General features: G+C 65.2%; 29 protein-coding genes and 1 pseudogene. 15 read left to right on the top strand and 15 right to left on the bottom strand.

Features of this window, described 5'->3' with window-relative positions; all coding sequences use genetic code 11:
* Nucleotides 1-5: 5 nt before the first annotated feature.
* The 5 genes from EV580_RS22270 to EV580_RS22250 all read right to left on the bottom strand — a co-directional run bounded on the left by EV580_RS22270 (nt 6) and on the right by EV580_RS22250 (nt 5,431).
* The gene (locus EV580_RS22270; RefSeq protein ID WP_133693684.1) at nt 6-1,151 is read right to left on the bottom strand and encodes a CaiB/BaiF CoA transferase family protein; all 1,146 of its coding nucleotides are present in this window, start codon (nt 1,149-1,151) and stop codon (nt 6-8) included.
* The gene (locus EV580_RS22265; RefSeq protein WP_133693682.1) at nt 1,148-2,692 is read right to left on the bottom strand and encodes an aldehyde dehydrogenase family protein; all 1,545 of its coding nucleotides are present in this window, start codon (nt 2,690-2,692) and stop codon (nt 1,148-1,150) included. Before EV580_RS22265 ends, EV580_RS22270 begins: the two co-directional genes overlap by 4 nt.
* A gap of 4 nt (nt 2,693-2,696) precedes the next feature.
* The gene (locus EV580_RS22260) at nt 2,697-2,891 is read right to left on the bottom strand and encodes a ferredoxin (protein ID WP_133693680.1); all 195 of its coding nucleotides are present in this window, start codon (nt 2,889-2,891) and stop codon (nt 2,697-2,699) included.
* Nucleotides 2,892-2,896: 5 nt separating this feature from the next.
* Nucleotides 2,897-4,135 carry a cytochrome P450 gene (locus EV580_RS22255; protein ID WP_133693678.1) on the bottom strand — a complete coding sequence of 413 codons (1,239 nt, stop codon included), beginning with the start codon at nt 4,133-4,135 and terminating at the stop codon, nt 2,897-2,899.
* Between the two features lie 129 nt (nt 4,136-4,264).
* Nucleotides 4,265-5,431 (bottom strand): acyl-CoA dehydrogenase family protein, encoded by a 1,167-nt coding sequence (locus tag EV580_RS22250; protein ID WP_133693676.1) that lies wholly within the window; start codon nt 5,429-5,431, stop codon nt 4,265-4,267.
* Between the two features lie 203 nt (nt 5,432-5,634).
* Here EV580_RS22250 and EV580_RS22245 point away from each other — a divergent pair, with 203 nt between their 5' ends.
* Both EV580_RS22245 and EV580_RS22240 read left to right on the top strand, forming a co-directional pair.
* Nucleotides 5,635-6,783, top strand: a complete 1,149-nt coding sequence (locus EV580_RS22245) for an acyl-CoA dehydrogenase family protein (RefSeq protein WP_133693674.1) — start codon at nt 5,635-5,637, stop codon at nt 6,781-6,783.
* A 3-nt stretch (nt 6,784-6,786) separates the two neighbouring features.
* Nucleotides 6,787-7,368, top strand: coding sequence for a TetR/AcrR family transcriptional regulator (locus tag EV580_RS22240; protein ID WP_133693672.1), 582 nt, complete (start codon nt 6,787-6,789; stop codon nt 7,366-7,368).
* Here the strand turns inward: EV580_RS22240 and EV580_RS22235 are convergent.
* Entirely contained in the window at nt 7,365-8,165 is an 801-nt protein-coding gene (locus EV580_RS22235; protein WP_133693670.1) for an alpha/beta fold hydrolase, read from the bottom strand. The two genes, EV580_RS22240 and EV580_RS22235, sit on opposite strands and share 4 nt — an antisense overlap.
* 64 nt (nt 8,166-8,229) lie before the next feature.
* On the opposite strand from EV580_RS22235, the gene EV580_RS22230 reads away from it, so the two are divergent.
* On the top strand, nt 8,230-9,027 hold the full coding sequence (locus tag EV580_RS22230; protein WP_133693668.1) for an enoyl-CoA hydratase/isomerase family protein: 798 nt from the start codon (nt 8,230-8,232) through the stop codon (nt 9,025-9,027).
* On the opposite strand, the gene EV580_RS22225 is transcribed toward EV580_RS22230, so the two are convergent.
* The 4 genes from EV580_RS22225 to EV580_RS22210 all read right to left on the bottom strand — a co-directional run bounded on the left by EV580_RS22225 (nt 9,014) and on the right by EV580_RS22210 (nt 12,249).
* Complete coding sequence (locus EV580_RS22225; RefSeq protein ID WP_166654835.1) at nt 9,014-10,060, bottom strand: acyl-CoA dehydrogenase family protein; 1,047 nt, start codon at nt 10,058-10,060, stop codon at nt 9,014-9,016. The genes EV580_RS22230 and EV580_RS22225 overlap by 14 nt on opposite strands.
* On the bottom strand, nt 10,057-11,247 hold the full coding sequence (locus tag EV580_RS22220; protein ID WP_133693664.1) for a thiolase family protein: 1,191 nt from the start codon (nt 11,245-11,247) through the stop codon (nt 10,057-10,059). Before EV580_RS22220 ends, EV580_RS22225 begins: the two co-directional genes overlap by 4 nt.
* 31 nt (nt 11,248-11,278) lie before the next feature.
* On the bottom strand, nt 11,279-11,704 hold the full coding sequence (locus tag EV580_RS22215) for a nuclear transport factor 2 family protein (protein WP_133693662.1): 426 nt from the start codon (nt 11,702-11,704) through the stop codon (nt 11,279-11,281).
* Between the two features lie 71 nt (nt 11,705-11,775).
* Nucleotides 11,776-12,249, bottom strand: coding sequence for a PaaI family thioesterase (locus tag EV580_RS22210; RefSeq protein WP_133693659.1), 474 nt, complete (start codon nt 12,247-12,249; stop codon nt 11,776-11,778).
* Between the two features lie 133 nt (nt 12,250-12,382).
* Between EV580_RS22210 and EV580_RS22205 the strand changes: the two genes are divergently transcribed.
* The 7 genes from EV580_RS22205 (at nt 12,383) to EV580_RS22175 (ending at nt 18,469) form a co-directional block, all read left to right on the top strand.
* Nucleotides 12,383-13,213, top strand: coding sequence for a mycofactocin-coupled SDR family oxidoreductase (locus EV580_RS22205; RefSeq protein WP_133693657.1), 831 nt, complete (start codon nt 12,383-12,385; stop codon nt 13,211-13,213).
* A gap of 94 nt (nt 13,214-13,307) precedes the next feature.
* Nucleotides 13,308-14,072: an SDR family NAD(P)-dependent oxidoreductase gene (locus tag EV580_RS22200; protein WP_133693655.1), complete on the top strand. Its 765-nt coding sequence runs from the start codon at nt 13,308-13,310 to the stop codon at nt 14,070-14,072.
* Nucleotides 14,069-14,830 carry a crotonase/enoyl-CoA hydratase family protein gene (locus EV580_RS22195; RefSeq protein ID WP_133693653.1) on the top strand — a complete coding sequence of 254 codons (762 nt, stop codon included), beginning with the start codon at nt 14,069-14,071 and terminating at the stop codon, nt 14,828-14,830. The genes EV580_RS22200 and EV580_RS22195 overlap by 4 nt, the downstream gene beginning before the upstream one ends.
* Nucleotides 14,831-14,965: 135 nt before the next feature.
* The gene (locus EV580_RS22190) at nt 14,966-15,523 is read left to right on the top strand and encodes a TetR-type transcription factor C-terminal domain-containing protein (RefSeq protein WP_286171746.1); all 558 of its coding nucleotides are present in this window, start codon (nt 14,966-14,968) and stop codon (nt 15,521-15,523) included.
* 83 nt (nt 15,524-15,606) lie between these two features.
* Nucleotides 15,607-16,386 carry an enoyl-CoA hydratase/isomerase family protein gene (locus EV580_RS22185; protein WP_133693649.1) on the top strand — a complete coding sequence of 260 codons (780 nt, stop codon included), beginning with the start codon at nt 15,607-15,609 and terminating at the stop codon, nt 16,384-16,386.
* The gene (locus tag EV580_RS22180) at nt 16,383-17,507 is read left to right on the top strand and encodes an acyl-CoA dehydrogenase family protein (RefSeq protein ID WP_133693647.1); all 1,125 of its coding nucleotides are present in this window, start codon (nt 16,383-16,385) and stop codon (nt 17,505-17,507) included. Before EV580_RS22185 ends, EV580_RS22180 begins: the two co-directional genes overlap by 4 nt.
* A complete protein-coding gene (locus EV580_RS22175; RefSeq protein ID WP_133693645.1) occupies nt 17,504-18,469 on the top strand; it encodes an acyl-CoA dehydrogenase family protein in 966 nt (321 codons plus the stop codon). Before EV580_RS22180 ends, EV580_RS22175 begins: the two co-directional genes overlap by 4 nt.
* Nucleotides 18,470-18,473: 4 nt before the next feature.
* Here the strand turns inward: EV580_RS22175 and EV580_RS22170 are convergent, their stop codons facing one another.
* Nucleotides 18,474-19,247 carry a hypothetical protein gene (locus EV580_RS22170; RefSeq protein ID WP_133693643.1) on the bottom strand — a complete coding sequence of 258 codons (774 nt, stop codon included), beginning with the start codon at nt 19,245-19,247 and terminating at the stop codon, nt 18,474-18,476.
* Between the two features lie 179 nt (nt 19,248-19,426).
* Between EV580_RS22170 and EV580_RS22165 the strand changes: the two genes are divergently transcribed.
* From EV580_RS22165 to EV580_RS22155, 3 genes are read left to right on the top strand one after another with little or no spacing between them, the layout of a single operon-like run.
* Nucleotides 19,427-20,044 (top strand): cytochrome c oxidase subunit 3, encoded by a 618-nt coding sequence (locus EV580_RS22165; protein WP_133693641.1) that lies wholly within the window; start codon nt 19,427-19,429, stop codon nt 20,042-20,044.
* A gap of 2 nt (nt 20,045-20,046) precedes the next feature.
* Nucleotides 20,047-20,322 carry a cytochrome C oxidase subunit IV family protein gene (locus EV580_RS22160; protein WP_133693639.1) on the top strand — a complete coding sequence of 92 codons (276 nt, stop codon included), beginning with the start codon at nt 20,047-20,049 and terminating at the stop codon, nt 20,320-20,322.
* A 9-nt stretch (nt 20,323-20,331) separates the two neighbouring features.
* Complete coding sequence (locus EV580_RS22155; protein ID WP_133693637.1) at nt 20,332-21,093, top strand: hypothetical protein; 762 nt, start codon at nt 20,332-20,334, stop codon at nt 21,091-21,093.
* A 71-nt stretch (nt 21,094-21,164) separates the two neighbouring features.
* Here the strand turns inward: EV580_RS22155 and EV580_RS22150 are convergent, their stop codons facing one another.
* From EV580_RS22150 to EV580_RS34520, 3 genes and pseudogenes are all read right to left on the bottom strand, one after another.
* Entirely contained in the window at nt 21,165-21,950 is a 786-nt protein-coding gene (locus EV580_RS22150; RefSeq protein ID WP_133693636.1) for a hypothetical protein, read from the bottom strand.
* Nucleotides 21,951-22,032: 82 nt separating this feature from the next.
* Complete coding sequence (locus tag EV580_RS22145; RefSeq protein WP_133693634.1) at nt 22,033-22,776, bottom strand: transposase; 744 nt, start codon at nt 22,774-22,776, stop codon at nt 22,033-22,035.
* Nucleotides 22,777-22,832: 56 nt separating this feature from the next.
* Nucleotides 22,833-23,003 (bottom strand): annotated as a pseudogene (locus tag EV580_RS34520) (helix-turn-helix domain-containing protein); the annotation flags it as partial.
* A gap of 137 nt (nt 23,004-23,140) precedes the next feature.
* Between EV580_RS34520 and EV580_RS22135 the strand changes: the two are divergent.
* On the top strand, nt 23,141-23,905 hold the full coding sequence (locus EV580_RS22135) for a hypothetical protein (RefSeq protein ID WP_133693631.1): 765 nt from the start codon (nt 23,141-23,143) through the stop codon (nt 23,903-23,905).
* A gap of 1 nt (nt 23,906) precedes the next feature.
* On the opposite strand, the gene EV580_RS22130 is transcribed toward EV580_RS22135, so the two are convergent.
* A complete protein-coding gene (locus EV580_RS22130) occupies nt 23,907-24,542 on the bottom strand; it encodes a TetR/AcrR family transcriptional regulator (protein WP_133693629.1) in 636 nt (211 codons plus the stop codon).
* 147 nt (nt 24,543-24,689) lie between these two features.
* Between EV580_RS22130 and EV580_RS22125 the strand changes: the two genes are divergently transcribed.
* Nucleotides 24,690-25,487 (top strand): hypothetical protein, encoded by a 798-nt coding sequence (locus tag EV580_RS22125; protein WP_133693628.1) that lies wholly within the window; start codon nt 24,690-24,692, stop codon nt 25,485-25,487.
* Nucleotides 25,488-25,489 lie beyond the last annotated feature (2 nt).

Raw genomic sequence — 25,489 nt, 5'->3', positions numbered from 1 at the left:
CGGCGTCAGTCGCAGACGATGACGCCGGCCTCGATCAACCTTTCGGCGTCGTGGATTCCCCAGTCGGACAACACCTGACGCCCATCGGCTCCCACGGCGGGCGGTGCAGACGGATGGCCGGGGACAGACCTGCTGAACCGGGGTGCCGGCGCGGGCTGGTATACCCCGCCGACGTCGATGAAGGTCTCCCGTGCGGCCAGGTGCGGGTGTTTGACGGCTTCGGTGAGCGAGAGCACCGGGGCGACACAGGCGTCGGTTCCCTCGAAGACATCCGCCCATTCCTGCCTGGTGCGCGCCGCGAACGCCTCGGTGATCGCCGCCCGCAGCCGTGGCCACCCCGACGGATCGGCGCGCAGCGCAGCCGTTTCGGTATCCAGGCCGAGCAATGTGGTGAACTCCGCGTAGAACTTCGGCTCGAGCGCGCCGACCGACATCCATTCGCCATCGGAGGTCTGGTAGTTGTCGTACCACGGGACGCCGGTGTCGAGGAAGTTCTCGCCACGACGGTCGATCCAGCGGTCGGCGGCCAGCAGCCCGTGCAGCAGGGCAGTCAGTGAGCTCGCGCCGTCGACGATCGCGGCATCGACCACCTGCCCTTGCCCGGAGTGTGCGGCCTCGAAAAGTGCTGCGAGAACGCCGATCACCAGGAATGTCGAGCCGCCGCCGAAGTCGCCGACAAGGTTCACCGGCGGTACCGGCGCGTCGCCGGATCGGCCGATCGCGCCGAGCGCCCCGGTGATGGCGATGTAGTTGATGTCGTGGCCGGCGGCCGGGGCCAGCGGGCCGCTCTGGCCCCAGCCTGTCATCCGGCCGTACACGATGCGCGGATTCACCGCCAGGCAATCGTCGGGCCCGAGCCCGAGGCGTTCGGTGACGCCGGGGCGGAAACCCTCGAGTAGGACATCTGCCTTGGCCGCCAAAGCCAGCACCGTCTGGCGGCCTTCGGGATGGCGCAGATCGATCACGATGGACCGCCGATTGCGGCGCAGCACATCGAGTTCCGGCGGTACCTCGCTGGCGGCCGGCCCCGGCCGCTCCACCCGGATCACTTCCGCGCCGAGATCTGCCAACAGCATTGCCGCGTATGGCCCGGGGCCGATACCGGCCAGTTCGATGACCCTGACCCCGGCGAGTGGCCCTCCGTTCGTCACCGCGGGCGCAGCCCGAGCCGACGGCGCCAGTCGTTCATCTCGACCAGCCGAAGCACCGCAGCCGTCACGCGTGCCTTCTTACGCGAGTAGGGATACCAATGGGTTTCGGTCTCGAGGTGCACTTTCTCGCTGACGAAGGCCTGCTGGCGGCAGAACTTGCGCACACCGTTCGGGCCGCCGAATCGATGACCGAGGCCGGACTGTTTCCAGCCGCCCATCGGCAACGGGAATTGGAAGACGTTGATCATCGCGTTGTTGATGTTCACCCCGCCCGCTTCGATGCGGGTCCCCACCCGCTCGGCGCGGCGCACCGACGAGGTCCACACGCTACTGGCCAAACCGTACGGGCTGTCGTTCGCCAGCCGGACGGCCTCGTCCTCGTCGCGGACCTTCATGATCGGCAGCAACGGGCCGAAGGTCTCCTCGCGCATGCAGAGCATGGTGTGGTCCACGTCGACCAGAATCGTTGGGGGATAGAACAACCCGCTCTCAGAGCGGTGACCACCGGTCAGCACGCGAGCGCCCTTGGCCACCGCGTCGGCGACGTGGCGCTCGACGATCTGCATCTGATTCTCGGTGGCCATCGCGCCGAACTCGGCGGTGAAGCTGCCCTGCGAGTCGTGCCCCTGGCGCAGGGTGTTCACCTGTTCGACCAAACCCGCGACGAACTCGTCGTAGATCGGGGACTCGACGTAAATGCGTTCAACGGCAATGCAGGACTGCCCGGCGTTGAACAGGCCACCCCAGATCGCGCCGCGAATCGCCCGCTGCAGCGGTGCATCGGAGAGCACGATCATCGCGTCCTTACCGCCGAGTTCGAGGCTCACCGGGATGAGGCGTTCGGCGCAACGCATGCCGATCCGCCGGCCGGTTGCCGTCGATCCGGTGAACTGCACCATGTCGACGGCGTCGACGACGGCGGCTCCGGTACCGCCGAGCCCGGTCGCGAGGCCCAGCACCGGCGGTGCGCCGATCTCCTCATTCCAGCCCCGGACGATCTCGGCCCAGGCCAGTGGTGTCTCCTCCGACGGCTTGCTCAGCACCGCAGCACCGGCCATCAGGGCGCCCGGGATGTCCATCATCGGCATCCCGACCGGGTAGTTCCACGGTGTGATGACGCCGACGAGTTGATAAGGCACATAACGGATTCGGAGGTTCTTGGTCAACGAGGCCGGGCCGTGCGGCCGCCGGGTCTCGTCGGCGAGGAACTCGGCGCCGTGTTTGGCGTAGTAGTTGATGACCTCCATGCACACCAGGAGCTCGATCTGGGCGTCACCCCAGGACTTGCCCGCCTCCCGGTGGACGAGCCCCAGGATGCGGTCCTGGTTGTCCACGATCCAGTCCAGCCAGCGACGCAGGTGGCCGGCGCGCGCCTCCGGAGTCATTGCGGCCCAGGCGGGTTGCGCGGCGCGGAGCCGGTCGGCCAGCGCGCCGACGGCCTCGGGTGTCATGTCGGGTACCACCCCGACTACCGAGCCGTCGGCGGGATTGCGCACCTCGACGACGGTTCCGGTCGCGGCGGGGTCCTTGATGGCGGTCACGTTGTCAATCCTCGATTCTGATCGCGCCGAGCGGGCACATCAGGACGGCTTGTTCCACGGCGGCGCGCAGATGCTCGCCGGGCTCGGCGTCGAGCACGGTGACCACCTCGTCGTCGTCTCCGATATCGAACACGTCGGGTGCGGCGACCATGCACTCGCCGTGCAGTTCACACCGGTCGCTGTCAACGATGACCCGCATGGATGTCACGCTCCTGTGATCGTCACCGGAAGTTGGTATACGCCACGGGAATACGCGTCCTTGACGTAGACGATGTCGCCGGCCGGCTCGATGGTCTTGGTCCGCCGCAGCAGCTCCTCGAGCAGGATCTTCATTTCCAGCGAGGCGACATGCTTGCCGAGGCACTGGTGCGGGCCGCGGCCGAAGCTCACATGCGGGTTCTTCTCCCGGGAGAGATCGAAGGTATTCGGATCGGTGAATGCGCGCTCGTCGAAGTTGCCCGCCGCGAAGTGCATCAGCACCTTGTCGTTCTCTTTGATTTCCTTGCCGTGGAACTCGTGGTCGGCGGTCGCGGTGCGGCACAGATGGGTGAACGGCGACGAGATACGGACGATCTCCTGGATGGCGGTATCGGGGATGTCGTCGGCGCGCTCCCGCAGCCAGGCCATCTGCTCGGGATTGCGCATGAGCTCGTGCATCCCGTGCGACAGGGCGGTGCGCGTGCTCTCCGCTGCACCACTGGCCAGCAGCGCGACGTTGCCCATCAGCTCGTCCTGAGAAATCACGTCGGCACCGGCCTGCACCAGCTGGGTGATCACGTCGTCGCCCGGGTTCTCGCGCTTGAGATCGCCGAGCTCGACCGCGTAGTTGAACAGGTTCATGATCGACATGAACACCACCTCGAAGGACGGGGTGATCCTGGTGTCGAACGGTGCGGCGAACTTGTCGACCCACTCGAAGAATTTCGCCCGGTCACCCGCGGGCACGCCGAGCACGTCGCCGAGCGCCTCCATGGGCATGGCGTTGCCGATGTCGTCGACGAAGTTGAAGCTGCCCTTCTCCAGGGCCTCGTCGACGATGTTGACCGCGTACTCGCGGAACTTCTCTTCCAGCCCGCGGACGAATCTCGGCGTGAACGCCTTGCTCATCACCCCGCGCTGCTCGCGATGCTTGGCGCCGTCCATCGTCAGCATGGCCGGCTTGCCGCCCGCCTCGGCGTCCAGCGGCGTGACCCGCCAGATGTTCACCCCGCCACGGGCGGTGGTGTAGAGCTCCGAGTTGCGATCGACGGCCCAGATGTCGGCGTTGCGGCTGATCACCCAGGCCCGGTCGATGAGCATCGGGTCGTCGAACTCCTGGAGATAGCAGGGTTCGTTGTCTCGCAGCCAGGCGTACTGATCGAGCGGCAAGCCGAACGTGGTCGGGTCGCCGTTCGCATACGTCTCGGCGTCGAGCACTCGGATGTCGGGCTGTGTGACAGTCATTTCCTGCTCCTCACCAAAGGTGGCGCTGACCTGGGTACTTTCCCGAGGTGTAAATATGAGGCAATCAATCTCAATTATTGAAGAATGCTCTGTCCAGTGTCAAGCATCACAGGTACGCAAGGTGCGCTTTCACCGATTCGACGGGCGAAGGCCGAACGTCGAGGAGATGATGTCGCGCTGGATCTCGTTGGTGCCGGCATAGATGGTGGCGGGGATGCTGATGCGAAGGTGGCGCTCCATGTCGAATTCGGACGAGTAGCCGTAGCCCCCCATCATCTGCACGCCTTCGAGCGCCACCTTCTTGGCCGTCTCGGTCACCTTCACCTTCGACATCGAGGTCGCGCGGACCCATTCCTCGGGGCTACCGATGGCGTTCTCGATGTGATGGACGGTGGCGTAGGTGAGTGCCCGGGCGGCCTCGATCTCGATGGCGAGATCCGCGATCCGATGCCGCATTGCTTGGAACGAGCCGATCGGGGCGCCGAACTGCTGCCGTTCCGTCACGTACGCCAGCAGATCGTCGAATGCCCGCTGTGCCATTCCGAGACCTTGTGCGGCGCAGACCAACCGCTCACCGTTGAGGCCGGCCATGACGTGCTTCCAGCCACCGCCCTCGACGCCGACGAGCGCCGATTCCGGGACGAACACATCGGTGAAGTACAGGTCGTTGACCTCGCTTCCGCCCATGGTCGAGATGGGGCTGATCTGCAGGCCCTCGGCATCAGCCGGGACTTCCAGCAGCGTCAGGCCATCGTGGGGCCGCGCGCCCCGGGAGGTGCGTACGACGACCAGAATCGTGGTGGCGAACTGGGCGTCCGAGCACCAGGTCTTCTGTCCGTTGATGCGCCAGCCGCCGTCCACCTTGTCGGCCCGGCAGCTGACCGCGGCGGCGTCCGAACCCGCGCCCGGCTCGGAGATGCTGATCGACATGACGTTGCCTGCACAGATCGAACCCAGGGCGGACTTCTTCTGGTCGTCGCTGGCGAAGCGCTTGTAGATGCCGGCCACGGTGTGCGAGGTACCGGCGCCGTGCACCGGGACCAGCGCACGCCACAGTTCCTCGAACAGGATCACCTGCTCGGTGAGGCCGCCACCACTGCCGCCGTATTCCTCCGGGATGGACACGCCGAGGTAGCCCAGTTCCGCGAGCTTCCGGTACACGCCGGCGTGGTGCTGTTCGGCACCGTGATCGGTCAGGGCGTCGCGCTGCTCCCGCGTTCCGCACTCACGGCGTCCGAATTCGCGGATCGCCGCGGCGAGCTCGCGCTGCTCCTCGGTGAGCGACAACGCTTCCACGGGTACCTCCTGAGAACGATTGATCACGAGGCGAGCACAACCGGCACTCGGATCCCAATTTATGAGCTAGATTGTCTCAAATAATAAGTCCTCAGGCTGGAAACGGTCAATCGGCGGCTGTCGCGGCGAGGTTCGCGCCGCTTCTACCGCGTGAAGTGAACGGTCGTTCTTTAGCTGGAGACGTGCAGAAGGGAGCCATTGAGATGGCCACCGAGGTCGAGCGCCCGATCTTCACCGCCGACCAGCAGCGGTTCCGCGGTGCGGTCCGCCAGTTCCTCACCCGTGAGGTGCTCCCGGACTATCCGGACTGGGTCAACGAGGGAAAGCCGTCTCGGCGGTTCTGGGAAGGTGCCGCAGCCTTGGGCATCCTCGGGATCGGGATCCCGGAACAGTACGGCGGCCTGCCGGGCTCGGACTACCGGCACAGCGCGGTCGTCACCGAAGAGATCCAGGCGCTCGGGATGGCGATCGGCGGGCTGCGGGTGCAGACCGACATCTGCGTGCCCTACCTTCTGCACCACGGTTCGCCGGCGCAGCAGCAGGCCTGGTTGCCGAAACTGGCCTCCGGAGAAGCGATCGTCGCGCTCGGCCTTTCGGAGCCTGGGGCGGGGTCAGACCTGAAGTCGATGGCGACCCGTGCTCATCGTGACGGTGATCATTACGTGGTCAACGGCGCCAAGACCTTCATCTCCAACGGTGCGGCAGCCGATCTGGTGATCCTCGCGGTCAAGACCGACCCGTCGGCGGGACGCAACGGGATCAGCCTGTTGCTGGTCGACACAGGCACCCAAGGTTTCGAGCGCGGCCGCAAGCTCGACAAGCTCGGGCTGAAAGCCCAGGACCTGGCCGAGATGTCATTCACCGATATGGCGGTGCCCGCAGAGAACCTGCTGGGCAGGGAGAACGAAGGGTTCGCCTACCTGACGTCCAATCTCGCCCAGGAGCGGTTGTCGATCGCGATCAACTCTCAGGCTGCGGCGTCCGCTGCGGTCTCCTGGACAGCAGAGATGTTGCGGGAGAAGCGGTCTCGCGGAGACCTCGGCCAAGAGTCGAAGTTCACGCTGGCGCAGAGCGCTTCGGAGGTGGCGGCGGGGCAGGCGCTGATCGATCAGTCGCTGGCCGCCCATATCGCCGACCGATTGACGAGCCGGGACGCCGCGGTAGCGAAGCTGTACTGCACCGAGATGCAGGGCAGGGTCGTCGACCGGTGCCTCGGCCTGTGGGATCCGGGAAGCGTGTGGGACAGCGATTCACCGATGGGCAATGCCTTCCTCGACGGACGCGTCAGCCGAATCTACGGTGGCTCAAGCGAAATCATGAAGGTCATCATCGGCCAGGATCTGGGCCTGTGAGCCATGGGCTCCACACGATCGGCTCCGACCCACACGATCTCCCGCGAAGAACAGATTCTCGCGGCCGCCGAGCGGTTGTTCTTCGAACGCAGCTTTGACGGCGTCGGTGTCGACGAGATCGGCAAGGCCGCAGGCACCAGCGGATCGGCGATCTATCGGTACTTCCCGAACAAGGACGCCATCCTGGCGGCGTTGTTCGACAAGGTTCTCGACACGCTGCTCCTGCGGATCGGCGAACCTGCCGACGATCCGCATGCGGATCTGGAGCGGCTGCTGCGTGCGTTCGCCGGTCTGGTCGCCAGTCACGAGCGCCTCGTCGCGATTTGGATGCGCGAACAGCGCTCGCTGGCCCAACGTTACCGCGACCAGCACGACCGTAGACACAAGCGGGTGACCGAACGGTGGGTGAGCTGTCTGCACCGCTGCTACCCCGGAGCCTCGACGGATGAACTCGTCACCGCGACGCGCGGGGTCCAATTGCTGTTGCTGTCGGAGGCATTTCGGCCACCGGGCGGGCGGGCGGCTCCGCATGCCGAGGAGCTGCTCGTGCGACTCGGACTGAGCGCCCTGCGGGTGCTTGACTAGCTCACCAGGAAGTTGACGAGCACCTTGTCGAACTCGTCGGGAGACTCCAGCATCGGGAAGTGCCCGCATTCGAGTTCGACCATCGTCGAGTCCGATAACTGGGACTTGAGCCAATGCGAGCCCTTGGTCGAATGCACCCGGTCACCGGTGCCGTTGATCTGGAGCACAGGCTGGCGCACCGCTCCGATCTCACCAATGAGATCCGTGCGCAGCAAGGTGTTGTAGCAGGCGATCGCCGACCAGGTCGGCATCCGCATCCACGTGCCCATCAACCAATTGACCACGCGCGGATCGGGTTCGACGGCGAAGTTCGTCTGGATCAGCTGGTATCGGGCCGCCACCCGGTCGGTCTCTTCGGCTCTGACCATCTGCGCGACGACGTCGTCGGGCGGCGCGCCGAACGGGAATTCCTCGCTTCGGCTGGCTCGTACGGCATTCGAGCCGACGAGCACCAGCCGGGTCACCAACTCGGGCGCGAGTGCGGCGGTGTGGAAGGCCACTTGCCCGCCGAAGGAATGCCCGACGATCACGGCGGAGTCGACGTCAAGGGCGGCGAGGACAGCCAAGACGTCACCGCTGAGCCGATCGATGTCATAGCCGTGCAGGGGGTGGTCGGATTGGCTGTGGCCGCGCTGCGTGATGCAGATGGTGCGGTATCCGGCGTCGGTGAGCACGCGAACCTGGCGGTCCCACAGCTCGTGATCGAGTCCGAAGCCGGAGATGAACACCACGGCAGGTCCATCGCCGAGATCCTGAACATGAACGCGCACTTGATCTTCCACATCGATCATGGGCATACGGCGAGCCACCTCCATTCGCAATAATGATACAATCAGTCTTAATAATAGGGAAGAGGGACAGATGAATCCGGAATTCCACGGCCTGGAGCTGGCGGACCGCGGCGCCGGGGTCTGGGAGATCACGCTCACCCGGCCCGACCTGCGTAACCGATTCGACAACCTGCTCCAGGTCGAACTCGCCTCGGCGTTGCGTCGTCTCGGCGACGACGACCGCGTGCGCGCGATCGTGCTCGGCTCGACCGGTCCGGCATTCTCCGCGGGCGGTGACTTCGCGCTGATGCGGGCCGCACACGATGACGACACGGTGCGTGCCGACACGGTGGCCGCCGGCCAGGATCTGTTGCGCGCCTTCCTCGATCTGCGACAGCCCGTCGTCGTCGCGGTCCAGGGCGCGGCCATCGGGCTCGGGGCCACGGTGGCATTGATGTGCGACGTCGTCGTCGCCGCCAAGCGCGCGAAGCTCGCCGACACCCATGTGCAGATCGGGCTGGTGGCCGGTGACGGTGGCTGCCTGGTGTGGCCGCACGCCGCCGGATTGCTCCGCGCCAAACGGCACCTGCTGACCGGCGACGCGTTAGACGCAGAGACCGCCTACCAGATCGGTCTCGTCACCGATCTGGTGGACGAGCCGGATCAGGCACTCCCTGCCGCGCGACTGATTGCAGAGCGCATCGCGGCACTGCCGCCAATGGCTGTGCAGGGCACCAAGAAAGCACTCAACCATCTCGCGAAGCAGCGGGCCGCTGAGGTCGTCGATCTCGCCTTCGAGCTGGAGGATCAGACGCTGACCAGTAGCGACCTGCTCGAGGGGATCGCCGCGTTTCAGGAAGGCCGGGCGCCGGAGTTCACCGGTCGCTGAACAGGCCCGTCGCCACCACCCGGCGCGAGTCGGAGAACCCCTGCGCCGCGGTGGACAGAAAACGGGTGTCGGCGAACGCCTGCGCGATCGGGTACTCCCGCATGTATCCGTATCCGCCGTGCAGCTGCAGGCTCTGATCGGCGGCCCGGCCGGCCAGCCGGACAGCGACCTCGCGGACTGCCGCGGCATCGGTGACACTCAGGTCAGAAGCCGACCGTGCCGACACACATTGGTCGACATATGTTGTGGCCGAGCGCAGTTCAGCTGCGATCTCGGCCAGGCGCATCTGCGTGTTCTCGAATTGGGCAAGCGGCTTCCCGAATACCCGCCGGCTCTCGGCGTATTCCACCGCCAGCTCCATCGACCGGCGAGCGGCCGCGAGAGCCACCACGGCGATCCACAGGTCGATATCGCGCCGCGGCCCATCACCGGATCCGGGCAACGGGGTGAGGTTATCCGGGTCGGTCGATCCGATCACGATTTCGGCGCAGCCGATTTCGGGCGCGGCCAGACTGGCCGGCGACGGGATGGTCGATGCGCTCGGGCCGGTGGCGGACAGCAGAGCCGCCTCGCCGTCGCCCGTCACGAGGACAATGTCGGCAAGCCGGGCGCCGATCACCGCATGTCCGTCGACACTGCCCGCCGCGACGGCGACGGTGTCGCCGGATACCAAGCCGGGCAGCAGCCGCTGCCGGAGTTCCAAGCCGCCATGGCCGAGCAGCGTGGGAATCACCACACCCGCGTGGAGCGCCCATAGGAGAGCCAAGCCGATCGACCCGGCGTCGACGGTCTCCTCGATCAGCGCCGCGAGAAACGCGTAGTCGCCGGCCTCGCCGCCACCGAACTCCTCGGGCGCGCAGGTGCCGAGGAAGCCGTGCGCCCCCGCGGCGCTGAACACGTCCCGAGAGACGGCGCCGTCCCGCCGCCAGTCAGCCAGGTTCGGCGTGACATTGCTGGCGACGAACCGGCGCGCGCTCTCCCGGAAGGCCGCGTGGTCCGAGGTCGGATCCGGCCGTCGTGCCAGGGCCGTCACAGCCGTTCGATCACCGTGGCATTGGCCATTCCGCCGGCCTCGCACATCGACTGCAGTCCGTAGCGACCGCCGGTGCTTTCCAGCGCGTAGAGCATCGTCGTCAGCAGCCGGGCACCGGACGCCCCGAGCGGATGGCCGAGCGCGATCGCCCCGCCGCGGGGATTGACCTTGTCGGGATCGGCGCCGAAGTGCTGGGCCCACGCCATCGGCACCGGCGCGAACGCCTCGTTGATCTCGTAGTGATCGATCTCGTCGATCGTCAAACCGGTTCGGCGCAATACCTTCTCGGTCGCCGGGAGCGGACCGGTCAGCATGGTCAGCGGATCGTCGCCGGCCAGACCGAAGCCGTGGAACCGAGCCCGCGGTGTGAGGCCGAGACGTTCCGCGGTGTCATCGGCCATGATCAGTACCGCGGCCGCGCCGTCAGCCAGCTGGGAGGAATTGCCCGCGGTGATCGACCAGTCGGTGATTTCCGGGAACCGGGCCGCCATGTCATCGGAATAGAACGACGGCTTCAGGGCGCCGAGGCCGTCGACAGTGGTGGCCGGCCGGACGGTCTCGTCAGTGCTCACCACACCGTCGGGTGTCGTGATGCCGACGATCTCGGCGCTGAAGTCCGCTGCCGCGGCGTTGCGGTGCGAGCGCGCGGAGAATTCGTCGAGGGCCTCGCGGTCGAGCTTCCACCGGGACGCGATCAGCTCAGCCGAAACCCCCTGCGGCACAAGCCCGGGAGCGTAGCGGTCGGCGACCGACGGGCCGTAGGGATCTTGGCCGATCCGGGCGGTGAACATCGGGATGCGACTCATCGACTCGACGCCGGCCGCGATGACGATGTCACACGCGCCCGCGATCACCGACTGGGCGGCGAAGTCGGCCGCCTGCTGACTCGAACCGCACGCCCGGTGAACCGCGACCGATGGCACCGTCTCGGGGAGCCCGGCCGCCAGCCAGGCCCACCGGCCGACCGGGCCGGACTGCTCACCGACCTGACTCACGCACCCGGCGATCACGTCGTCCACGGTTGCCGGATCGATGCCGGTCCGCTCGACGAGGGCCGCGATGACCTGGCCGAGTAACTCGACCGGGTGAACACCGGACAGCGCGCCGCCCGGCTTACCGTCCTTGGGCGCCTTGCCTTTCGCCATCGGTGAGCGGACCGCATCGATGATGACGGCTTGTCGTGTCATGGTTCTCCTCCAGTCGAGTCGGCGTGGGCGGTCAGGCGGGCTGGGGCGCCGAGATCGCGTCGGTATCCCAGTAGAACGCCCGGATCTCCTGCACCTGGCCGTCGGTGAATCGCCACAGCTCCAAGGCCTGATTGGCCACGGGGGCAGCACTTCCCGGCTGCAGCCAGTCGAAGGTGATCCAGGCGACCACTTCGTCGCCGTCACCGATCGCGTTGACCAGCCGCAGATTCTTGGCGCCGGCGGGGGCGTCCGGGTTGGCTGATGCGCTGAACACCCCGCGCAACCGTCGGGCACCCTCGATCCGACCACCGTGGGGCAATGACGGGGGCCATTCGATCGCCGCGTTCTCGGCGAATCGATTCTCGATCGCGCGCACGATCGTTTCGGTATCGGCGGCCGATAGCGCGTTGTAGAAATCGGTGACGAGCTGGCGCGGGCTGAACGTTGTTTCTGGCATGAAGACACCTCGTGTTCTGGGCGATCCGATTTTAGGACACTAACGTCTCAGTAATCGAAGGGCAATGTGCCTCAGTCCAGCCGGACGGCGGAGGAGCCGCCCGCAACCATCGTTCCGTGACTGGTGGCGCAGCGATTTCCGTTCGCATCTTCGACGACCACTTCGATGAACTTCATCCGCCGTCCACCGCCGAGTGGCGTGGCACGGAACAGTAGCGGGGCGAGTGCGGGGAGGTGGTACTGGATGTGCAGTGAACCGGTGGCGGGAAGTTGGCCGGGTTCGCTGACCCGCATGGCCATCGCGCCCATCACCTGATCGGCCGCGGCGACGACGATGCCGCCGTTGACCGCTCCGTTCGGGTTGGGGGTGAGGACAGGTCGAGCCATCCGGAACACGGCGAGATCAGAGGTGAACTCCTCGCACTCCAGGCCCAGATCCCGGCAGAACGGCAGCGTGTGAACCCAGGACAGCCAGTCCGCGTCGGAATCACCTGCGGGTAACCACCAGGGTTCACGCGGATCGTAATAATCGGAGCGCTCGGACATGACCTCAGCTTAGCCGTAACGATAACGATCGTTTTCATGAGAACCGCCTTGTGAGCGTTGACACAGACTGGGGCTGTAGGCAATTATGAGACAGCACGACTTAAAAATGAGTCCAGAACAAGGAGATCGGGATATGGGGCTGGCCGAAGGAAAGGTCGCGTTCATCTCGGGAGTGGCGCGTGGGCAGGGACGTTCTCACGCCGTGCGCCTTGCCGAAGAGGGCGCCGACATCATCGGATTCGATATCTGCGCCGACGACGACGCCGTTGAATACCCACTGGCCACTCCGGCCGATCTCGACGAAACCAAGGCCCTGATCGAGAAATTCGGGCGCACGGCGATCCTCGAGGTCGCCGACGTCCGCGACTACGACGCCGTGAAGAACGTCGTCGACTCCGGTGTCGCGCAGCTCGGCCGACTGGACATCGTGCTCGCCAATGCGGGTGTCATGGCGATCACCGGTGAGCACCGACTGCGTCGCGCCGCCTGGGATGTCGGCATCGACGTGATGCTCAACGGGGTCTACAACACCGTCGAAGCGTCGATTCCGCACGTGCGGGCCGGCGGGCGCGGCGGGTCGATCGTGATCACGAGCTCGACGGCCGGCCTGACCGGCGGCCTGTCCGACGGTTCCCCCGGCATCCAGGGCTACATCGCCGCCAAGCACGGCGTGGTGGGCCTGATGCGCGGTTGGTCGAATGTCCTTGCCAAGGACGGGATTCGGGTCAACACCGTGCACCCGACCGGAGTCAATTCGCCGATGGTGGCCAACGAGGCCTTCGCCCGGTTCGTCCAGGAATATCCCGAAGTCGCAGCCATCATGCAGAACCCGTTCCCGTTGCCCAACGGGCTGTTGGAGCCCGAGGACGTGACCAACTCGATCATGCACCTGGTCTCCGATGCCGGTCAGTTCATCACCGGTACCGAGTTCCGCGTCGACGCCGGGTTCTCCAGCCGGGCCTGATCACCGCCACGAACTCCGCCGATCCGGTAGAAACACTGCCGGATCGGCGTGTCGGTGTGTGCAGGTCCGTTCCATCTCAGTGAAAGGCAGTCCCATGAACATTGACGGCGCATCCGCGGTGGTGACAGGCGGCGCATCGGGTCTCGGCCTGGCCACCGTCAAGCGGCTTCTCGACCACGGAGCGCACGTGGTCATCGTCGACCTGCCGACATCGGCGGGGGAGTCCGTGGCCGCCGAACTCGGTCCGCGTGCGCGTTTTTCGCCGGCGGATGTCCGCAGCACCGATGAGGTGACCGCAGCCCTGGATCTGGCCGCCGAGGCGGGACCGGTCCGCGCGGTGGTGCACTGCGCCGGACGCGGTGGCCCGGTCCGGGTCGTGGACAAGAACGGCGAACCGGGTTCGCTGGAGCTCTACACCGAGATCGTGACGACCAACCTCATCGGGTCGTTCAACGTGCTGCGGCTGGCGGCCGCCCGGATGGCGGGCAACGAACCCCTCGACGGTGATCGCGGTGTCGTGATCATGACGGCGTCGGTGGCGGCATTCGAAGGCCAGATCGGGCAGATTCCCTACGCCTCGTCCAAGGCCGGCGTGGTGGGCATGACCATCGTCGCGGCGCGTGACCTGGCAGGCAAGCAGATCCGCGTCAACACCATCGCCCCGGGGACTTTCGACACCCCCTTGTTGGCGCGATTGTCCGAGCCGGTGCGCAACTCGCTGGCCGCGACCGTCCCGCACCCCAGCCGGCTCGGTGATCCCGGCGAGTTCGCCCACCTGGCGCTGGCCATCATCGAGAACGGCATGCTCAACGGCGAGACCATCCGGTTGGACGGGGCGATCCGGATGGCACCCCGATGAACATCGAGGTCGACGTCGAACAGAATGTCGGCATCCTCGCGATCAACAGGCCTGCCGTCCGCAACGCGATCGACCTGCCCACGGCCGAGGAGATCGCGGCCGCGCTCGACGATTTCGAAGCCCGGTCGGAGATCCGGGCGATCGTCATCACCGGGCGCAACGGCATCTTCAGCGCGGGGATGGATCTCAAGGCGCTGACCGCGACGAACCAGCGGCCCATCACCGCCACGCGCGGTGCCTTCGGGATCGTGGAGAAGCCGCCGGCCAAACCGATGATCGCGGCGGTCGAGGGTGCCGCCCTCGGCGGTGGCCTCGAGATCGCGATGTCGGCGGATGTCATCGTCGTCGCCGACAACGCCAAGCTCGGACTTCCCGAGGTGGCCCGCGGGTTGGTCGCCACCGCAGGCGGTGTGCTCCGGCTGCCCAGCCGGATCCCCAGGGCAGTGGCTCTGGAAATGATCATGACCGGTTCACCGATCACCGCCGACCGGGCCTATCAGGTCGGACTCGTCAACCACGTCGTGCCGGCGGGCACCGCCCTGGCCAGGGCCATCGAGGTCGCCCACACCATCGCCGCCAACGCGCCGATGGCCGTGCGCGCCGCCAAGGCGGTGGCCGTCAACGCGGTGCATTGGGATGGCTCCGACGGCTTTGCGTTGCAGCGCCGCTACACCGATCCGGTGCGTGATTCTGCTGATGCCGCCGAGGGTGCCCGGGCGTTTGTGGAAAAGCGCCCACCGGTCTGGCAAGACGCTTAAGCATCCGCACGGCCGATCGTCATCTATTCTGAGTCCACCAGTCTCAGATTAGATGCGGGAGGTCGACCCATGCCGGGGCAGCACCCTGAGGACCCGCCTGCGGATAGTCCGCGGCCGCGGGGCCGGCCTCGCACGGTGATCGACCTCGATGCGGTGGCGGACGCCGTGGCCGGCCTGGTCATCGACGGCGGCGAGAAGGCTATCTCGATAGTCGGCGCGGCCGAACGACTCGACGTGTCGCGGGCCACGCTGTATCGACTGGTCCCGACCAAGGAGGACTTGGTCGGGATCATGTTCGAGCGGGCTACGCGTCAGCAGACCGAGGTCATGTCGGACGTGGTGGATTCCGAGGTCTCAGTGCGGGACAAGCTGATCCGTCTGATCGGCATGCAAGTCGAGGCCGCGGTGCGTATGCGCGGCTACATGCCGGTGTTCTTCGGCGGTGAGGGTCTGCCCGCGGATGTCTTCGAGCGCTGGCATGCCTGGAGCCGGGATTACGAGGCGACGTGGCGCAATTGCGTCGAAGAGGCGATGGCCGAGGGCGTCCTCGAACAGGCTGACGTCGGCACCACCACCCGGCTGTTGCTCGGCATGTGCCTGTGGGTGTCTCGCTGGTATCGGCCCGAGGACGGCTTCGAGATCGAAGACATTGCGCGCGTGGCGGTATCGCTGGTCCTGCCGGAAGGTGCATGACCACAAACCGACCGGATTGACCGCGTCAACGCCCGTGACTATTATTTGAGACGAGTAAACTCAAAATAGTTTGGGGTTCAGTCATGACTACCGATCTCGGTATCGAATTGCTATCCGGCGGCGTCGGCGTGTTGGAGATCCGGCGACCGCCGAACAACTTCTTCGACGCCGACCTCATCGAGGCGATCGCCTCGGCGGCGCACGAACTGTCACAATCCGACGCCGCCCGCGTTCTGGTGCTGGCCTCCGAAGGCAAGAACTTCTGTGCCGGTGCGGATTTCGGTGGAGTCAGCGGCGCGGCCGAGGTGTCGGCCGACGAGGGCGCGCGGCGGCTGTATGCGGCGGCGGTACGGCTCTTCGAGGCCGCACTTCCGATCGTCGCGGCGGTGCAGGGGGCCGCTGTCGGCGGCGGACTCGGGTTGGCCCTGGCGGCGGATTTCCGGGTCGCCGGCCCGTCGTCGCGGTTCGCCGCGAACTTCTCCCGCATCGGCCTGCACCACGGATTCGGTATGACCGTGACACTGCCGCGGGTGGTCGGGTCCCAACATGCCGCGGACCTGTTGATCACGGGCCGGCGGTTGGACGGCGCCGAGGCGTACCGGATCGGACTGGCCGACCGTCTTGTCGGGACCGACGCCGAGATTCGGGATGCCGCCATCGCACTGGCCGGCGAGATCGCCACCGCCGCGCCGCTGGCGGTTCGCAGCATCCGCGAGACCTTGCGCCAGGGCTTGGCGGACGCTGTTGGCGTCGCGACGGAACATGAACGGGCAGAACAGTCCTGGCTGCGGGACACCGCGGACTTCGCCGAAGGCGTGCGTGCGTCGACCGAACGCCGCGCCCCGATTTTCGCGGCACGATGAGCGTCCTCGATCCGGCCCGTACCGTCACCGATCTTCGGCAGACCGTTCGTGACTTGACCGCCGAGTGGCTGGCAGCCGGTCGCTATGTCCCGCGCAGCGACTGCTGGCTGCGCTCGTTCGATCTCGAGTTCTCTCGCGAGCTGGCTGCCCGCGGTCTCATCGGGCTGACCTGGCCGACGGAATTCGGCGGAGCCGGACTGGATGCCCGCTCACGCTTGGCCGTCACCGAGGAACTGTTGCGGGCCGGAGCTCCGGTGGCCGCGCACTGGATCGGTGACCGGCAGATCGGCCCGACGATTCTGCGGTACGGCACGCCCGAGCTCCAGCACGAGCTGTTGCCGGGAATCGTTGCCGCCGAATACCTCTTCTGTCTCGGGATGAGCGAGCCGGAGGCAGGCTCTGATCTGGCGGCCGTACACACCACAGCCGTCAAGGTCGACGGCGGATGGCGGGTCAACGGCCGTAAGACATGGACGAGTCAGGCACACCACGCCACCCACGCCTACCTGCTTGCCCGGACCGACGCGTCTGGCCGCAAGCACGAAGGGTTGTCGGAGTTCGTCGTTGACATGGCCAGTGATGGTGTCGAGGTGTCGCCGATCTGGGACATGTCCGGCGAGCATCACTTCAACGAGGTGTCGTTCACCGACGTCTTCGTTCCCGACGGCTGGTTGATCGGCGAAGTGGGCAATGGCTGGCGGCAGGTCACCGAGCAGTTGTCGTTTGAACGGGGCGGCCCTGAACGGGTTTTGAGCACCTACCCGCTGCTACGTGAGGTCATGCAAGAGCTCCGCGAAGCCGGCGAAGGCCGGTTCGACGCCGAACTGGGGGAGCTGGTGGCCCGGCTTTCGGTGCTGCGGCGCCAGTGCTGGGAGATCGCGGAAGCGCTCGACGCCGGTCGTGCGCCGATCACCGAGGCCGCCAGCCTGAAGTACCTGGGCACCGAGTTCGAGGTCGATGTCATCGAGTTCGCCCGGCGCGCCGGATTCGGCGTGGCACACAATGATTCGCTCGCCCAGGCGCTCTGTGCAGCCCCGGGTTTCAGCATTCGCGGTGGTTCGTCCGATGTGTTGTTGTCCATCATCGCCAAGAGCGAAGTCAGGAGTCAGACCGCACCATGAGCGAGTTTGCCGACGAATTGACCGACCTGGTCCGTGATCTGGCCAAGGATGCGGTGCCGGCCGTGGACGGGCAGCTGCCCGGTGTCTGGTCGAAGGTTCAGGAATTGGGTCTTACTGGAATCGGAATTGCCGAGGAGGCAGGCGGTTCCGGTGGTGAGCTCAGCGATCTTCTGGTGGTGATCCGCGAGTTGGCCAGGGCCGGCCTCGACACCCCGATAGTCGAAGCGGCGGTTGCCGCCTTCGCGGTCGGTCCCGCCGACGACGGCCTATTCGACACCGTCACGGTCAGTGCCGATTCCGGTTTGGGGATCGTGACGTTCGCACCGTCGGCCCGCCGTGTGGTCGTCGTCGGAGAATCGGATGTCGCGGTATTCGAACTCGCCGATGCCGATGTCGATCCGGTGGTGGACATCGCCGGCCGGCCGGCCGGCCGGGTGCGTCTTGCCGATGCGCCGTGCACCCATCCGGGGATCACGCCCGACGCCGTCATGGAGCGGCTCGTACTGGCGCGGTCGGCATCGCTGATCGGGGCGTGCTGGGGTGCCTATGAAATGACCAAACAGTACGTGATGGAGCGTCATCAGTTCGGTGCACCGCTGATCAAGATCTCAGCGGTCTCAACCAGTTTGGCGCATATGGTCGTCGGCATCCGGACCGCGGAATCGGCATTGCGCCGCGCGTTGGCGACGTCATGCGATCCCGGTGCCACGGACCTGCGGCGCCTTGGGGCGGTGGCGAGCGCGCGCATCGCTGCGGCACAATCCGCGACCGCGGTGGCGCGCACCGCACATCAACTACACGGCGCCGTCGGGATCACCACCGAGTACGGCCTGCACCGCTACACCCGCACGCTCTGGGCGCAGCGCGATGCGGATCAGTCGGAACTTCGCTGGTGTGCGCGGCTCGGGGCGGCGGCGCTCGCTGCCGATGAAGCTGCCCTGTGGGAGCAGCTCACCGCCTGAGCTTTTAGAAAACCGTTGCGGCTTCGCGCGGGTCGGTGACCGGTGCGGGCTCAGGATCGGCGGACTGCAGGCGGATGGCGCGGAACGTCAGGTAGCTCTGCACGGTGATCCACACGCCGAACAATGTCAACGGGGACCAGAACACCAGCAGGCCGTTCCAGGCGAACGGGCCGCTGCGCGGGATGAAGGCAATGGCGCCGGCCTCGAACATGATGGTGATCCACAACGACATCCAGCCCCACCAGCGCGGGAACGGATTGTTCTTGACCAGTTGGGTGGCCGGGCGCAGGCAGATCACGGTCACGCCGACCCACATGAAGATGTAGTACTGGTCGGTCGTCGTGAGCGTCAGGGTCGCCAATTCGTGCATCAGCGCGGTGACTTCGGGATCCTTGCGGGGCGCGGTGTAGGCGGCCACGCCCCAGAACATCGGCGGAAGCATCAGGAACAGCGACATCATTGCGCCGCTCACCAGTGAGAGCGCGCTCCAGATCTTCCAGCCGCCGGTCTCCACGCGGGCCATCTGGATGGTGATGACCGCGAGGATCGGCATCATGAAGGCACCGGTCCAGCTGCAGATCACCGCGCCCCATTTGATCTTGGTCTGGTTGGCGGCGTACCACTGCGCGATTTGCTCGGCGGTCCACGCGGGGTTCTTGGTCGGCACTTGCTGGAGCAGGAAAATCAGTGACAGCGTGTAGATGACGGCGAGCGCGATACCCCACCACAAGATGGCACGCTGGCTCTGTTCCGAGAATCGGCTTCGGCTGGTGGTCATCATTTCGCTCCTTAGACCAATTTCAGATAGCTAATCTCAAAAATAGGGCTCGCCCGAGAGGGCTGTCAAGGATTGTCGAGCATCTCCGGTGATAGAAGCACTCGCCGTATATTGACTGTGTTATCTGCCACACATAGAATATGAGACAACCAATCTCAAAGACTGAGGAGGCGTTGCGCATGTCCGCATCGGAGGTGATCGGACAGTCGGAGCACGCCGCCACCGAGTCCGCCCCACCTGGCAAGCACATCCCCGGTGAAGCCGGTATCTGGGTGCTGCTCTTCGGCGACATGCTCGTCTTCACGGTGCTGTTCGTGGTGTACCTGCACCGGCGCGGGGCCAACCGCGAGCTGTTCGCTGAGTCGCAGAACGCCCTCAATCGGAACTTCGGTGCCATCAACACCCTCGTGTTGCTGACGAGTTCGGTGCTGGTGGTGTTCGCGGTCGCAGCGTTGCGGTCCGAGCGACTGCGGCCGCTGGCGCCGCGGCTGACGCTGGCCGGGTTCGCCGTCGGATGTTGCTTCGTGATCGTCAAAGTCTTCGAGTACCACGAGAAGATCAGCGCGGGTATCACGCCGAGCACCAACGAGTTCTTCATGTACTACTTCGTGCTGACCGGCTTGCACCTGGCGCACGTGGTCATCGGGCTTGCGGTCCTGCTGGCGTTGTCGCGACTGGCGCGCAATCCGGCGCCGTCTCGCACCCACGTCGCGTTCTTCGAGGGCGGTGGGTGTTTCTGGCACATGGTCGATCTGCTGTGGATCGTCATCTTCCCTCTGCTGTTCCTGGTGCGGTGATCATGAAGACTCTGGTACGGAGCAATGCGTCGGCCGCGTGGCTGGCCCTGACGACGCTGACGGTCATCTCCTGGGCGCTCGGCACCCAGCATGGTCTGGGCGGCGGTGGACACGTTCCGGCGAGCCTGGTCATCTTCGTCGTCGCAGTCTTCAAGATCCGGCTCGTGGGCCTGTACTTCATGGAGCTGCGGGAAGCGCCTATCGCGCTACGCGGAATCTTCGAGGGGTACTGCGTCGTCTTGTTAGGACTGCTGGTCGGAATGTATCTGCTCGGCTAGGAGGACATGGTGAATCGCACGGTCCACAAGTTCTGCGCGTGGAGCGGCACGCTCTGCCTGATCCTCATGGTGATCGGCCTGGTCGCGATCGCCCGGTTCGTGCCGACCCCGTCACCCGGTCAAAGTGCCGTAGAGACAGCTCAATTCATCATCGAAAACCGGACGCGGATCCGGTGGGGGATGATCCTCGGGATGTTCGCGTCGTCGTTGCTGATGACGTACGCGGTGTCGATGGCCGTGCACATGCGCCGTATCGAGGGTCGTTTTCCGGCGCTGGCGATGATCCAGTTCGGGTTGGGCGCGATCTTCGTGTTGGAGTTCATCTATCTGCTGTTCTTCTGGCAAACAGCGACTTTCCGGGTGGATCGGGCGCCCGAGCTCATCCAGCTGCTCAACGATATGGCCTGGATCCCGTTCGTCGGGCTGACGTCGACGGCGGTGGTCCAGGTCGCCTGCTTCGGCATCGCGGTGCTGATGGACCGGCGCGAGCGGCCGATCTTCCCGCGCTGGCTGGGCTACTACAACCTGTGGGTGGCGTTGATGTTCACGCCCGGCACGTTCAACGTCTTCTTCAAGGATGGTCCGCTGGCCTGGAACGGCATCATCGCCTGGTACATCCCGCTGGGGGTGTTCGCGACCTGGCTGATCATCAATCCGTTCTATCTGTCCAAGGCCGTCGACACGATGGCCGATGACGCACCGTCCGAAATCGACCGAATGCGAGCAGATCTCGACCGGTTGCTCGCCGCGGAAGTCACTGTGACCCGATAGCAGATCAGCTCGGCACTCCGTTCGCCGAGCCTGTTGTTATCGACATCCCCACTCGCGGTTTGTGTCGATAACTACAGCTTCGGCGAAGCCTGCGAAAGTAGTTGCCTGACTTGGCCTTGGAGATCATCGAGCTGCACGGCCAGTTCTTTGTTCGACGGTGCTGTGTCAACCTCGTCGATGTGTGAGTCAATCGCCTTGCGCAGGTAGATCGTGACGACGATCAGCCACACCGCGAACACCAGGACGGGCAGCCACCACGCCAAGATGCCATTCCACGCCAACGGCCCCGTCTTGAAGAACACGTTGAACGTACCGGCGCAAAAGATCAGCGCCACCCACAGGTTGCAGTAGCCGAGCCAGCGGGGGAATACCGGAACCGGCCGACGGTCGATGAGGATGGCGACACCGAAGCACGCGACCTGCACGGCGGCAGTCCCGGTCAGTCCGACGAACGGAATCCACGCCATATCGTTGAGTAGCTCGATGAGTTTCGGATCCCGGTCAGCCCGGAAAGTCGCAGTCTGCCAAAAGAACAGCAGGTAAAGGAATTCGAGCACAAACAGCATCCCCAGGCCGAACTCGGTCATCGACAGAATGGGAAACCGGCCTTCGATGCGGCGCATCTGCACGGCGATCGAGACCGCGAAGATGCCCAGCAGTACCGCGGCGACCATCGTGAGGATCATGCCCCAGCGGATGAACGATGCGTGGCCGATGATGATGGCGGCCGTCTGTTCCGCGCTCAAGGCCGGTGACGGAGGCGGAAAGAACCGGGCCAGGCCCACGAAGCCGATGGCCATCAGCACCAGGACACCCGCACCGCTCCAGCCTGCCGCTCGGTGAATCAACCGACTCATGTGTTTCCTCCGCAGGTGACAAGCATTGATAACGATCGTTCTGTTCCGCTACTGATTACTATCTTCGGTGGTGCGTCCGCTGTCAATGCTGAACGCGCGGAGGCAGATCGAGACCTTCAGATGTGAGGATGTCAGCGATCTCGGGCCAGACGCCCCGCTCCTGCCATGCCGTGAATCTGCGCCAGCAGCTCACGCCGGAGATTCCATACCGCGTCCGGGGGAGTTGTTGCCACGGTGTCCCGCAGGTCAGCACATCGATCACGCCCTCGAGCGCCAGCCGGTCGTCGATTCGTTGTCGTCCCCGATGCGACGACGGCTGGGCTTGCAAGATGGGCTGGACGCGCGACCAGATGTCGTCGGAGACGACGCGCGGTAGTCGACCAGCAGGGGTGGTGGCCGCAACCGGTCGACGGGCGAGGTCCTCACGCAAGGGCTGGTTTCGAAACTCGATGCCGTGCATCGTCAGACGCGCCATCTCTCGGACGAAGCGGGTCCGTGGCAGCTGGTCCATGTCGAACAGGCGTGGAAATGTGACGAGCGAAAAGCACACGCCGACCATGATTCTGGCCAGCACGGGGATGTCAACGCCACCGTACTCCCGGCTGGCCGCTTCGCTGGCCGAACGCTGCTCGACGAGAGTGACCACGCCGCGCATCGCCTGCTCGAGCCTTCGCTTCAGCGTGCCGCCGGGATCACCGAAGTGATAGACCGCCAGCAGTGGTAGGGCGATGTCCCGCTCGTCGAGGAACAGCCCGATGAGGTCGTTGAAGAGCCCCTCAGCCTCTTCGAGTGACGGGCGCGCGAACCCGGCTCGCGCTGTTGCCATTCGGTCAGGTGTCGGGTCAGGAAGTCGGTGCAGGGTGTCAGCACGGCTGCGTCGAACAACGCCTCCTTGGTGCCGAAGTGCCGATAGATCAGCGGCTCCGATACGCCGGCGCGCAGCGCGATGCCCTTCGTGGTGGTGGCGTTGTAGCCGTATTGCCCGAACGCTGCCCGGGCCGCGGAGAGGATGCGGTCTCTGGCGGATGCGTTTGACGCCGTCGGTCTCGGCATTCTGAAATAGTAATGAAATGGGGCTCTATCACCAACGATAGATGCGTCATCAGCACGACTTGTTAGTGGGCCTTGCGCGGATTCCTCGATGTTCGCCACCCTCCTGCACCGGAATGGCGGCGAATGAGGGAGCTTCGATGACAACGGCAAAGACCAGGCAGGCTGACGGACTGGATCCCGTCCATCACGGGTGGTTGGCGGAGTTCCGAATCGATCCGATGGTCATGCGGCTGTTCGTGTGGAGCGGGCTGACGCTGGTCGCCATGACGGTGATCGGCTTCGCGTGGCTCATGCAGATGGTTCCCCCGCCGTCGCCGACGATGACCAAAGAGGCTGCACTGGCGTGGGTTTCGGAAAACCAACGCTCCATCCTCATCGGCGCGGCTCTGTGCACCTTCTTCTGGTCGTTCTGGGTTACGTGGATGGCGCCCATTCTGCTCTACGTCCGGCGGATGGAGCGGGTTCCCGTGCTGACCGTCGCTGCGCTGGCCAACGTGGGTGGCGGTGCCGCTGTGATCACCACCATCGCGGTGTCGTGGACCGTGATGGCGTTCCGGGCCGAGGACCCTGCGATCGTCCAGGCGTTCCTCGATCTTGGGTTTTTCCTGTTCCTCTACACCTGGCCGCCGTTCGGCATTCTGATGGTCATCATCGCGGTCGCGATCTTCCGAGATTGCAATCCTCATGCGGCGTATCCGAGATGGGTTGCCTACTACAACATCTACGCGGCCATCGCGATGGCACCGGCCAGCTTCATGGGTCTGTTCAAGACCGGCCCGTTGGCCTACAACGGCATGCTGGCGTTCTGGCTCGTCGCGGTCGACTTCTTCACCTGGATGGTGGTGATGTCGGTGATGACGTTCAAAGCCATCACCGCCGACGAGCGACGGCTCGTCGGGTAGGTCAGGCCGAGCCGCGGTGTGCGATGCCGTGCAAGAGCATCTGGGTGAGCTCGTCGATCTGCCTCTTCCTGCTGGGGCGCCGCTCCCGAGCCGGAAAGAGCCAATCATCGAGCAGCAGAACGGACATCACGGCGCCGGCACTGACCGCGACGGTCAACGGCGGATCGAGGTCGTCGTAGTGCCTCGGCTGGCCATGGTCGAGCAGGGCCCTTCGCATGATGCGCAGCGCCTCGGCGACCTTGTCGCTCACGGTGGCCGAAACTCTGTCGAGCTCCTGATCGCCGCCCTGTGCTCGTGCCGAGATCAGCGTCTTGATGAGTTCACGATGCTCGTCGACCACGCCGTAGAAGCCCGTCACGAACGATCGCACGATCTTCTCGGCGTCGGTGGTCGCCGGCTGCTCACGCTCCCATGAGGCCACCCATTCGGTCAGGAACTCGGTGAACGGTTTGATGGTCGCCTGCTCGAAAAGCCCTGCCTTGCTGCCGAAGTTGCGAAACAGCACGGGTTCTCCCACGCCGGCTTCCTCGGCTATCTGCCGGGTGGTGGTGCCGTGGTAGCCCTGAGCGGTGAAGAGCCGGTCCGCCGCCTTGAGCACCAGATCTTGCACCTCGCGCGGACCGCGTCGCATGCCCATGGGGAGATCGTATCGCGAGTCGTTAAGTAAGCAGCACTATCGATTATCGAAAGTGACACTTGCTAACGCGACGGCGCGCACCTACAGTAATTATGAAGTGATGCGTCTCACAAAGAGGCCGCACCGGACGCGGATGGAGGGAATCCGGTGATCAGACAGGTCGAGATGGACAAGGGTGTCGCCAAGGCGTTCACCTGGTCGGCAGTGGTGGTCATCCTTGGACTTCTTGTGGCCCAGGGCTTTCTGATGCACTTCCTGCCCGCGCCGAGACCTACCCTCACTGCCGACGAGTTGCGCCAGGTTTTCATCGATCGTCGCTTTGAAATCCAGATCGGCTCGGTGATCCAGATCATCGCGTGGAGCTTCTGGGCGACGTGGGGCATCGTCGTCACCACGTTCATGCGGAGGATGGAGCGCGGTTACCCGTTCCTGACCTACGCCTCGATTGCCTTGGTCGGCGGCGGATACGTGTTCTTCCTGTTCATTCCCATGACCTGGGCGGTGTGCGCGTACCGTGCCGACACGATGGATCCGCAGATCATTCAGTTCGCCAACGACTGGGTGTGGTTCGACTGGCTTTTCACCTGGCCGCCCTTCGCCATCTGGTTTTTCGTCGTCGCTGCGGCGATCTTCAAGGACCACAACGTCCCCACGATCTATCCCCGCTGGGTGGGCTACTTCAACCTCTGGTGCGGTTTCCTGATCTTCCCGGCGGCGCTGATCGTGTTCTGGCACGACGGACCGTTCGCCTACAACGGAGTGCTCGCCTTCTGGTTCCCTGTCTTCATCTTCTTCGGCGAGATCATGGTGATGATCGTGATGTCGTTGAAGGTCATCAACCAGCAGGCGGCCAAGCTGCAGGCCGACGCCGAAGCGGGAGTGCCGGGAGTCGCCTGGGTCGAGGTCGACAACACGCGCGACCGCCCGGCATTCTCGAACAACTAGGC

It is taken from the genome of Mycobacterium sp. BK086 (assembly GCA_004362315.1).
In the GTDB taxonomy this organism is placed as follows: Bacteria; Actinomycetota; Actinomycetes; order Mycobacteriales; family Mycobacteriaceae; genus Mycobacterium.
This window is presented reverse-complemented; position numbering and strand designations above follow the sequence as displayed.